Source organism: Maribacter sp. UBA3344, assembly GCF_002362375.1.
Taxonomy (GTDB): Bacteria; Bacteroidota; Bacteroidia; order Flavobacteriales; family Flavobacteriaceae; genus Maribacter; species Maribacter dokdonensis.
Genome location: NZ_DERI01000024.1, coordinates 90,664 through 102,405 on the forward strand (window position 1 = coordinate 90,664; position 11,742 = coordinate 102,405).

Consider the following 11,742-nt stretch of genomic DNA (forward strand, 5'->3'; position numbering starts at 1 on the left):
AAAGTTAAAGTATCATTAGATCAATTTGGATTTCAAATGCTATTTACCAAAACTAAGTTATATACAATCACCCCTAAACAAAGAAGGAGATGCTCTTAGCATCTCCTTCTCTTAAAATCATATTATTTTAAAGTTATTACCTATACAATGTAAAGTGACCTACATATTTGATGGCATCACTATTTGCATTTACAACATACCAATAATCACCCGTAGGTACCTCTTTACCTTCATAGGTTCCGTCCCAGCCACTGACCTCATCCAATACAGCAACTACCCTACCGTAACGATCGTAAATTTTAACCACTACACCATCAAATAGCTCTCTATTATTTGGAGACCAAATATCATTCAAGTTATCACCATCAGGTGTAAAGAAATTAGGAAATTCTAACATTCCGGTGAATTCAAAAGGTACGCTAAGCTCCAGTTCACAACCTCTTGCATCTCTAACACGAACATTTACTATTCCGCTTTCATTGGTCGTAAATACGGTCTCATCTCCAAAAGATTGTCCGTTGAAAAAGAATTCATACTCACCATAACCACCAGCGGCAGAAGCTTGAACTTCATTGGGACCAGTTTTATCAACTACCAAACTTAATGGCTCATAACCATCAATACTGAACTCAACACTATTGGTACAACCATTTTCATGATAAATATATACAATGTGATCACCGGCAGGTAAATCTCCCCATACATACTCATCCGTAGCATTAGCCGTAATAGCATCTGTAGGATCTATTGGATCCAAAGCAAACATTAGTTCCGGCAAAAGATTATCATTTTCCAGTTGAATAGTGGTTGTACTGGTAGGGAATATACCTTCACAACCATACTGCACCTGAGCTGCTGCGGTTAAATCTACTCCAATATCTATAGTAAATAATTCCGAAGCCGTACATTGGTTTACATCTTGTATATAGATAACATAAGATGCTCCACCCTGTAAGTCTTCTATTATTTCACCAGTATAGGGTGCAAACGTGGCGGTACCCGATTCATCTACCGGATCGATCATTTCTATTTTATATTCAAAATATGGTGTAGCACTTACTAAAGGATTATTGAAAGGAGTACCTCCAATGACATCAAATATCACAGTACCATTATTTGCACCTATACACAACTCGGGTGTAGTATCTATATTGATCACCTCTATTTGATCAGGCTCTTCAATAGTAATAAAATCCTTTTCAAAACAGCCATTATCATCCTTGATCAAAATCTCATAAGTACCTGCCGCCAACTCATCAAAAGTATATGTACCAGGGTTATCCGAATCACTAAAGAACTCATTAAAATTAGGAGCAATCGCAAACTGTATTAACCCTTCACCACCGGCGCTAACAGATACGGTTATGGTACCATCCTCTTCACCGTTACACGAAACATTTGTAGGCACGGCGTCAAAAATTATAGGATCAGGTCTAACTATAGCGAACGGACCAGCAATATCACTACAAGTAGCTCCACTAGTTACCGCTATATAGTATTCGGTTCCTTCAGCTAAACCTTCAAATGTACCGTTATCTTGGGGACCTCTTACCAATGTTGCAGTAGCTGCCGGATTAAAAGCATCAACAGGATCACCTTCGTATAAATAGAACACATCTTCACCTACACCGCCGTTCACAAAAGATTCTATTCTACCATCCAATTCAGATGCACAAGAAATATCATCTGGTAAGTTAGGCAATAACGTTATTCCCGTAGCATCGGTCATGGTAATACCATTTGATCTAATTGCGGGGCAAGCACCTGCGGCATTTACCTTTCTCACATCAAATTGATAAGTAATACCCTGTACTCCAGATATGGTAACAGAATTCCCTGTCATTGGTTGATAGGTACCAATGGTAACACCGTTTTCTACCCTTAAATATTCATAAGTAAACAAAGGATCAGGGTTTTCAACGGTCATTCTCATTTCGCCATCCCCTCCACAACCAGGCACTCTTGTCTGTACCAATACCGGCTGAATTGGTGGTGGTGGATCTACATAATAAGCTTCGGTAACAAAAGAACATCCAAAACTAGACGAAACTTCTATTGCGTACCATCCAGCACTAATATACCCTCCACTATCTCCAATAAAGGTTGGTGTATTCTGCAAACCACTTTCAGATACTACAGCCGTATTATCATCACCACTTAAATATAATAATGTATAATTGTAACCCGCACCAGGAAAACCACCACTTGCTCCTGCTGTTGCAGTAATAGCATCACCAGACGTAATATCATAAGCTTCTAAAACCGCATTATTACCATTGGGACAATCTAAACTCTGTGGTTCTCTAATACCGGCAACTATTTGCGGTACTTCTTCTAATTCTATCTCCACTGTATTTGTACACCCTTCTACATCCCTAATTTCTATCTCATAGAAACCGAATGACAAGCCGGTAAATTCATTATCATTGGAAAATGCAGCAATTTCAGTGGTATAAGTAGCACCATTATCCGTGCTCATTAATAATCTATACTCATAAGGAGTAGTGTCCCAACCACCAGTACCTGTTGCAACAATTTCACCTGTGTCATTGGTACAGCTAACATTTCCTATAGACTCTGCCGTAACTTGTAGCGGACCGTTAGGTGTTCTAATATTGGCAACATTACTGATACCTGCACAATATGGATTACCCACAGAAACCACATCTACAATTAAATTACCACCAGGTAAATTATCTATACGGGCTTCATCACCATTAACATCAGGGAAATTATTGGTATCAAAAGTTCCTGAAGCCAAAGGAGTTGTTCTAGCATCATCAGTAGCCTCATAAACGATATAATCATATACACCATTATAATCACCTACGGTAATGAACAATGCTCCATCGTTACCAGGTACCGCACAGCTAACCGGTTTAGCCTCACTTATTAATACTGTTGGTGCAATTGGCGTGTTAACCGTGTGCACAGGCATTGGATAGGTACAACCTACTGTATTATCAACAATTTCAAATAAATAATCACCAACATCCGGTAAAAATACGTCTACATAATTATTTCCGGTTGAATTTGTTACTGGAGCAACTGCTGTAACCGAAACTGTATTTACAGTAAAGTCAGTTGTACCCGCAACTTCTATACGTACACGTTCATCATCTCTACAATTTAAAATATCAATATCTATGATTGTGGGTACAACATCTGTTGGCGGATTGATCGTAGGCACATCAAATGTAGTTTGACAACCATTGCCATCTATAGCATAAACCGTAATATTCTGAGCAGAACCATTATCAATGATTTCAAATGTATTACCTGTTTGATAGTTCTCGAACCCGGTAATACTATATTGATAACCAGAACCTATAGTACCGGCATCAACAACGTTCACGGTAATAATGGTAGAACTATATCTATTAGCACCTGGTTCACAGGAAAAATCCGCTGCGCTGGCAGTAATACTAAAATCATCGGGGTTATTTATGGTATGTACCGAAGACAACACCTCACAGTTACGTGCAGTAACTACTTGCACTTGGTAATCTCCCGCAGGCAAACCTGAAAAGGCTCCCGTATTATTCCTTGTAACTTCCGTTGTACCAGATGTAACATCATTTAGGATATAGGTTAACGGAGTATCTTGCGAAGTAAAAGGAACCATTGCATTTGCAGGACCAACTATTACTTCTATAAAACCATCGTTCTCATCTCTACAGCTAATATCATCAGCATCTTGAGCAACAATTACTGGTTGAGCAGCCTGATTAAGAATAATGTTAGATACCGTAGTTTCACAAAAACCAGTTCCATCATTTACAACACGGTCAGTGATTACAACTTGGTAATTACCAGGTTCTAAGCCTGTGAATACTGCATCATTGGTTTGTAAGACCGGTGCTACCGCATTTGAATTATAATCTATACCTGTTAATTCATAATCGAAATCTCCACTTCCGCCATTGGTAGTTATTGTAATTTCTCCATCAGCATCATTACAAGTACTATCAGTAGTAAAGTCACCTGTTGCAGACAAGAAATCATACACCGTGGCAGTACCTTGACTTGTACATCCATTGGCATCAACTACATCTACTACATAATCACCTGGACTACTTACCGTGTAAGTGTAAGTCCAATTTGTACCATCATCCGTAGGTAATTGTTCATCACCACCCAGAGTAAATCTCGGTGTATTCAAAGAATTTGGTACGGTAACTGTAATATCAAATGCCGTTGAGGTAGGATCACATTGATTAACAACGGTAAAAGTAGGAGCCGGTAAATCTGGATCTAAAGAAATAATGGTAGCAATATCAAAAGATGTACATCCGCTAGCATCTCTAACATATACGTCATAATCACCATCAGGAGCTGTAAATGTGGTATCTGTTGTCCAATCAGTACCAGTAGGCACATCACCATTGTTCATAAAGGCGAATTCATATGGTCCGCCAGAACCACCTCTTCCTTGAACGGTAACTTGACCAAAGGCATTACAATTTGCAGGAACTTCCTGTAAAATATCAATATCCGGTAAATTCTGATCAATAGTCACGGATGCAGCATCTGTACAAGTATCAGTTAAATTTTCAACCAAAATTTGATAATCACCAGGCAATTCCGCGTAGGTACCGTTATAAGGTAAACCTGTAGTTGTCAAAGCAGCTTCTAACTCCGTTTCTGATCCATCTTCGTTATTGATCAATACTATTCTTAACTGATCACCAATAGTATAACCAGTAATTTCATAGGCTATTTCACCATTTCTATTGATATCACAGGCACCAGGTGTGGAAGATGCCGTAACATCCAAAGAAGACGGACCCTCAACTGGTGGTATTTCTTGCTCATAGGTACAACCAGTACCCACATCCAATACTACAACAGTATACGCTACACCATATTGAATACCGTCTGTAGCGTTGCTAAAAGTATGGTCATTGACCCCTGGTGTATTATTTAGATTATAGAATGATGGCTGATCCAACAATCTTATCTGATAAGACCCTGAACCTCCACTAACATTAACAGCATAGGTGAAAGCAGTATCATCACAATCAGCAGGTGCTGGTTGCGGAATTGGTGTAATTACCACTTCATTTGATGTAATGGTAACCGTATCAATATCGGTACAACCATTGGCATCGATCGTAATAATAGTATAATCTCCAGTTACCAATGATGGATCTAAAATTTGGATAGGAAAAGTACTTTGATCCTCTACACGAGTAATTTCTACACCTGTATTATCCTCTATAATAAAATCAAAACTAGGCGTACCATCTGTAACTGCATCAATACTTATACCTCCACTAACTGGACCACTACCACTACAAACTGCCTGAACTTCTGAAACCGTAGTTGCAGGTGGTGGCGTACTGTCTAAAGTAATATCAAAAGTATCTGCAACGGTTTCACAACCTCTAGCATCTCTAACCAAATAAGAATACGTTCCAACGGTCAAATTTGAAAATACAGTTTCTGAACCCCAACCATTTCCGTTAAAATTAACTTCATATGGTGGCACCCCACTTGTTGCATCGGGTGTTATTGTTACTGCTCCATTATTAGTTGAGCTACAGCTAACCAGTCTAGTGGTAATATGGGCTGCCGCAATATTTTGCGGCGGGTTCAACGTTATTGCAACCGATTCGGCAACACAACCACTACTTGTAGTATTGTTATCCGTAATTCTAAAGACATAATCGCCTGGGGTAGCAGTATCGTATAAAAAGTTGTTGGAAGTCAATGGTATTGCCGCACCAAAAGTTACCCCGTTATCAGAACTAACTTCATATTGTTTAGCCCCAGGGCCTGCAGTATAGCCACCGTTCACCTGAACTCTAATTTGACCAGGAGCTCCTCCACAAGGTATTTCAGTTTCAATACTGGTGTTTACCCTTAATTGGGGCTCAATGGTTATAGGTAAGCTATCCGAGCAGTCATTACCATCTACCACCTCAATAGTATAGTTACCAGGAGATAGGCCAGAGAAAGAAGCGCTCGCCTGTAAAGTACCACCATTAATTCTATATTGGTGCGTACCTACTACTGCAGTACCAGCAGTGGAGGTTACGGCAACCGTAGCTCCTACACCGGCTACAAAACAAAAATCTGAAGACGGTCCATCTAATGCAATAGTTGGCGCATCAATTGGGGTTAAGTCAAAAGTGAAGGTATCTGTACAACCTTCAGCATCTTCTACAGATAATGTGTATGTTCCCGCTGCAGAAAGATTACTAAAGGTTCTTCCAGATCTTGGACCTATTTGTGGTCCTACCGGAGGAGTCAAGGTATATCTATATGTTCCCCAACCACCGGTTGCATTTGCTCTTACACTTCCTAAATTACCATTGGCACAGCTCATTGCCGTAACCGTACTCGTAGATAAATCTAAAACAGGAGCCTCTTCAATATCAAAAGAGGTAGTATCCGTACAACCGGTATCGGCATCGGTTACTGTAATGGTATAGGTACCTGCACCTGATAAAGGAAGTGCTGCTTCATTATTATTTTGAGGTCCTCCAGTGAATAATCCACCATTAATGTCATAGGTATAATTGTTAGCAAAACCATCTACAACAAAGGATCCCGTACCATCGGTTGCACCGTTACATACCCTTAAGTCGCCACCAGATTTTACTCGTACCCTGATAGAACTAATTTCAACCGGTCTAAAACCTTCAGTATATGAACATCCGTTAACGTCGGTTATTTGAAAGATATACGCTTGTGAGGTCATTAAACCCGTAAACGTATCATTAGTACCATTGTCCACATACGCCGGACTAATTATTTCATATCTATTTATTGCTGCATTACTAGTAGGTGTCAACTGAACATCTGTAGTACCTGCTGCACAACTTGTATTACTTTGTGCAAAATCTAAATCCGTAGGTGGATCAACATCTAAAATATCAATAGCAGTAAGTTCTAATCTACAACCGCCAGCATCACGAATGATCGGTGTATAAGTTCCTGCCGCCAAATCTGTGTACGAAGTAACAGTTGAGAAGTTTACACCATCAATACTAAACTCATAACCACTACCCGAGCCTCCTGAAAATGGACCAACAAAATCAATTTGACCACCTACCGTTCCAGCTCCAGAACAGGTTACATCTGCCACTTTAGTAGCGCTTCCGGTCAATGAACCCACAGTATCTACGGTTACAGATGGCAAATCTAAAGTACACTCAAAACCTCCTTGTTGGTATCTTACCTCTATATCATTATAGGTACCTGCCGCAACAGAAATCTGTGGCGTACTTACCCAAGGATCAGCTGCACTTTCCCTATATGAAATATTATAACCTCTACCATTATTAATGGTGAACTCCAATTTTGCACCACCGTTGCTACATGTACCATCTATACCTGCTACAGTTACATCTGGTGGTAACAGATCTTCTACATCAGATGATGCATTTATAATACAGCCGTTGCTATCAGTAATTACAAAATCATAAGTTCCTGCTGCAGTTACCGTATAAGTTGTAGTACCAGAATCGGTAGCAGCATTTCCAAATGAAGGTTGCACAGGACCACCGTTAACCGTAAACGTATAGGGAGCGGAACCACCAGAAGTATTTAAGGTAATATCTACACTTGAGATATCAGAACACCCAAAACTACTGTTTACCTCTGTAGATGCATCTAAAGCAGAAGCACCGGCACCAATAGTTAATGGATTACCATTGACATCAACACTTTGCCTAGGTGGATCAATTCCATTTAACGGATCACCGGTACATTGCTGTGTTTCTACCTGTACCGTATAAGTTCCAAAACCTACAGCAGAAAAAGTGTAGGGATTTGTAGAAACAAAAGCGGTAAACTCTTGGGCAACGCCACTAGAATTAAGCAAGGTATATTTATATGGACCAGGAACGTTTGAGGCGGTTACGGTAATACTACCGGTATCACCACTACAAAGGGCATCTGTAAACGTTGCCGAAATCTCAATTTCCTTTTCTTCTATAACTATAGGCTCATATGGGTATTCGCAAGTATTTGCCGTATTTCTCAATCTAGCTTTTACATTATATGTACCAGGTGCCAAATTTGAGAAAATAGCTCCTTGCCAAGCTCCAAATCCGCTACCACTATCAATAGCAAATTCATAGGCACTAGAAAGATTTGTTATTTGAATTCTACCATCAACCCCACATATATAGTCTTGTTTTACATAAGTTTGGGTAATGGTACTTTTTTTAACCTTAAAGTAATAAGGTTGTCCGTCTACTAAAACCCTATACTCAGCTCCAGAAGTAGAGGGTACAGAGCTCGCATCAAGAGTAAAGGTTTGTTGACCAGTTGCAACATTTGAATAACAAGAAGCGGTGGTATTAGGACATTCAGTATTAACATCAGGTGAACAAGAACCTCCCAATTCTTGCCATATGACACTACTATATGGACCACCTGATAAACTAATAATACGATCATCATAATCACCACATAAGTTAAAGCGGGCAATTGTAAATCCGTTATCGTTACACGTTTCGGTAGCATCTGCACCTACAATAACTGTATTGAACATTGCAGGAGCTGCCAAGCTAGCTTTTTGCGTAAGCGCTTCTTTATTTTCTTTTATGGGTTGATTTGTGGTAGAAATCGAAACAGCCTTTTCGATTACATGGGCCACCTCTGCATACAAAGTACTTACTTTGGAGTTGGCCAGAGCCGTAGTACCAATTACTGAAATAACAATCAGAAACAGTACATACAGCGTATACCGCTGTTGTTTTGGGAGCATAGGTTAAGTTTCGTTTTTAAGAACAATTTCGATTTGGGATCTTTATAGTTCTTTGGTGTAATTTTTTACTTATATTTTGTCTTTAATTTAATCACGTGTTCTTTAATATATTTCTAACGCCTCAATATGAAAAATAGTATTATCATCCCGCTTTTATTCGTTGTAACGCTTAATTTTTCTTGCGCACAAAACCCTGAAAATAAAGTAAATACCCCAAAAGAGATGTTTTTTACCCCTGAGCTGTTCGTCGATGAGCTACAGATTCCATGGGGCTTTACATTCCTTCCCGACAATAGTTTATTAATCACTGAAAAAGAAGGGAAATTGATACATTTTAACAAGGGCAAAAAATCGATAATCGGTAATGTTCCTGAAGTTTATAATAGAGGTCAGGGCGGACTTTTAGATATTGCATTGCACCCAAAATACAAAGAAAATGGTTGGATCTATTTAACCTATGCTTCTGTAGAAGGAAAGGAAAAAGGAGGGCACACTGCCCTAATGAGAGCAAAATTAAAGGACAACTCATTGACTGAACAGCAAGTATTGTACAAAGCAACACCTAACACTACCAAAGGACAACATTTTGGATCTAGAATTGCCTTTGACAAAAACGGTTTTCTATACTTTTCTATAGGTGAACGTGGCGACAGGGATACCAACCCGCAAGACATAAAAAGAGATGGGGGCAAAATTTACCGTTTGCACGATGATGGACGTATACCAGCAGACAATCCCTTTCAGGATGTCAAAGGTGCCAAAACAGCTATTTATAGTTATGGACACCGAAATCCCCAAGGCTTGATCATGCACCCCGTAACAGGAGAAATTTGGGTCCATGAACACGGACCGCGAGGTGGCGATGAAATCAATATCATTAAAAAAGGTGCAAATTATGGTTGGCCATTAGTTACTTATGGCATTAATTACGGCGGAACACCTATTACAGATAAAACCGAAATGAAAGGTATGGAACAACCTATTCATTATTGGGTACCCTCTATTGCACCTAGCGGCATGACTTATGTTACCAGTGATACCTACAAAAACTGGAAAGGGAGTATATTAGTAGGATCTTTGGCCTTCCAATATTTAGAACGATTGATTTTGGATGGTAACAAAGTAATTGCTAGGGAAAAATTAATGGACGGTATGGGAAGAGTTCGTGCCGTACATGAAGGTCCGGACGGATTAATTTATGTAGCTATTGAAGGAAAAGGAATCTATAAATTGATACCGAAAAGCTAAAGCATAAAAAAAGCCTGAATAGAAATTTAAATATTCAGGCTTTCTGTTTAGCTAGAAGTAAGCATCGCCTTTATTGTTTACCAGCATCTATAGCCAGTTTAACAGACCCATGCTTTTTCAATAAGGCAGCAGCTTCGGTATAATCAATATCAAGACCTTCCATAATATAACGAGTACCACGATCAACAAGCTTATCATTGCTCAATTGCATGTTTACCATCTTGTTCCCCTTCACCCTACCTATTTTAATCATTAAGGCAGTGGATATCATATTTAATACTAATTTTTGAGATGTACCGCTTTTCATTCTAGTGCTCCCGGTCAGAAATTCAGGTCCCACATTAATTTCAATGGGAATATCCGCAATTTTTGCAATAGGAGCGCCAGGATTGTTGGTAATTGCAGCCGTTAAAATTCCATTTTTCTTTGCATCTTCCAATCCTCCAATCACATAAGGAGTACTACCAGATGCCGCTATACCGACTACAACATCGGTATCATTGATATCATGCATCATTAAATCTACCCATGCCTGCTGTGTGGCGTCTTCAGCATTTTCTACAGCTTTTCTTATAGCCGTATCTCCGCCTGCGATCAAACCAACTACGCGTTCATGTGGCATACCAAAAGTTGGGGGTATTTCAGAAGCGTCAAGAATACCTAAACGCCCACTGGTTCCTGCCCCAATATAAAATAGCCTACCTCCTTTTGCAAAACGTTCTGCCAAAGCATCTACAAGCTTAGTAACCTGTGGAATAGTTTTCTCTACCGCCAATGCCACTTTCTTATCCTCTTCGTTTATTTTCTGAAGAATGGTCTGGGTATCCATTAACTCCAAATTATTATGATTAGAAGGAGTTTCGGTGATTTTTTTATAATCCATTTAATTATATAATTTTTATATCGTGATTTTTAAAGGCTTTCAATAACAGATCACTGGGGTTCAATTCAGTAATCATAGTATTAATAGAACTAATATCACAAGTTTTATATCGATGTTGAGAATTTAATTTTTCTGAAATAGACAATAATACAGTTTTTTTAGAGGCTTTTATAATCGCTTTTTTTATTTGCACGATATCCCAATCAAATTCTGTTAAGCCAAAGGTAGCATCTACATATCCCGTTCCTATAAAACTATAATCGAACCTAATTTCAGAAATATGGTGAATGGCATTTGCACCAATAGCGATCTGTGCTTCTTTTGAAATTTGACCACCAATAGAAATCACATTAATATTGGCTTTATGAGAAAGTTCCATGGCCACGGGCAGACTTATGGTAAAACAGGTAAGATTTAAGTTTTCAGGTATTATTCGCGCCAATTCCATACATGTGGTTCCTCCGTCCAAAAAAATAACCGCACCATCTCGCAACATGGCAACTGCCTTGGTGGCAATAGTAACCTTATCCTCTAATTTATAAATATTAGTATTTCTTGCACTATTGGTCATATACCCCATAGAAATGGCACCACCATGTACTTTTCTGAGCTTATTTTCCGCATCAAGCTCTTTTACATCTCGCCTAATGGTATCAATAGATACATCTAACGCCTCGGCAATATCTGTAATAAGAATTCTATTGTGCAGATCCACCTCATTTAAAATGGTCTGTTGGCGTTCCTCTTTTAACATATTAACGGCAATTTTCTAATAAACATGGCAAATATAGCGAATTTTATCAGATGCCGTTTTATGACGTTAATATATTGTAAAGTGTAGTTAAGGATAAATTAACCGCAAAAAGTCGCAAAATTTATTGCAAAAAAC

General features: G+C 38.9%; 4 protein-coding genes. 1 reads left to right on the top strand and 3 read right to left on the bottom strand.

Translation table 11 applies throughout. The features are described 5' to 3' along the window. Positions 1–136: 136 nt before the first annotated feature. Positions 137–8,722, bottom strand: a complete 8,586-nt coding sequence (locus B2Z27_RS14925) for a T9SS type B sorting domain-containing protein (RefSeq protein ID WP_286814237.1) — start codon at positions 8,720–8,722, stop codon at positions 137–139. Positions 8,723–8,848: 126 nt separating this feature from the next. On the opposite strand from B2Z27_RS14925, the gene B2Z27_RS14930 reads away from it, so the two are divergent. Next, complete coding sequence (locus tag B2Z27_RS14930; protein WP_286814238.1) at positions 8,849–9,970, top strand: PQQ-dependent sugar dehydrogenase; 1,122 nt, start codon at positions 8,849–8,851, stop codon at positions 9,968–9,970. A 70-nt stretch (positions 9,971–10,040) separates the two neighbouring features. Here the strand turns inward: B2Z27_RS14930 and murQ are convergent, their stop codons facing one another. Together murQ and B2Z27_RS14940 are read right to left on the bottom strand one after the other, a co-directional pair. Beyond that, positions 10,041–10,853 (bottom strand): N-acetylmuramic acid 6-phosphate etherase, encoded by an 813-nt coding sequence (murQ, locus tag B2Z27_RS14935; protein WP_286814239.1) that lies wholly within the window; start codon positions 10,851–10,853, stop codon positions 10,041–10,043. A gap of 4 nt (positions 10,854–10,857) precedes the next feature. Beyond that, the gene (locus tag B2Z27_RS14940; RefSeq protein WP_058103306.1) at positions 10,858–11,607 is read right to left on the bottom strand and encodes a DeoR/GlpR family DNA-binding transcription regulator; all 750 of its coding nucleotides are present in this window, start codon (positions 11,605–11,607) and stop codon (positions 10,858–10,860) included. Positions 11,608–11,742 lie beyond the last annotated feature (135 nt).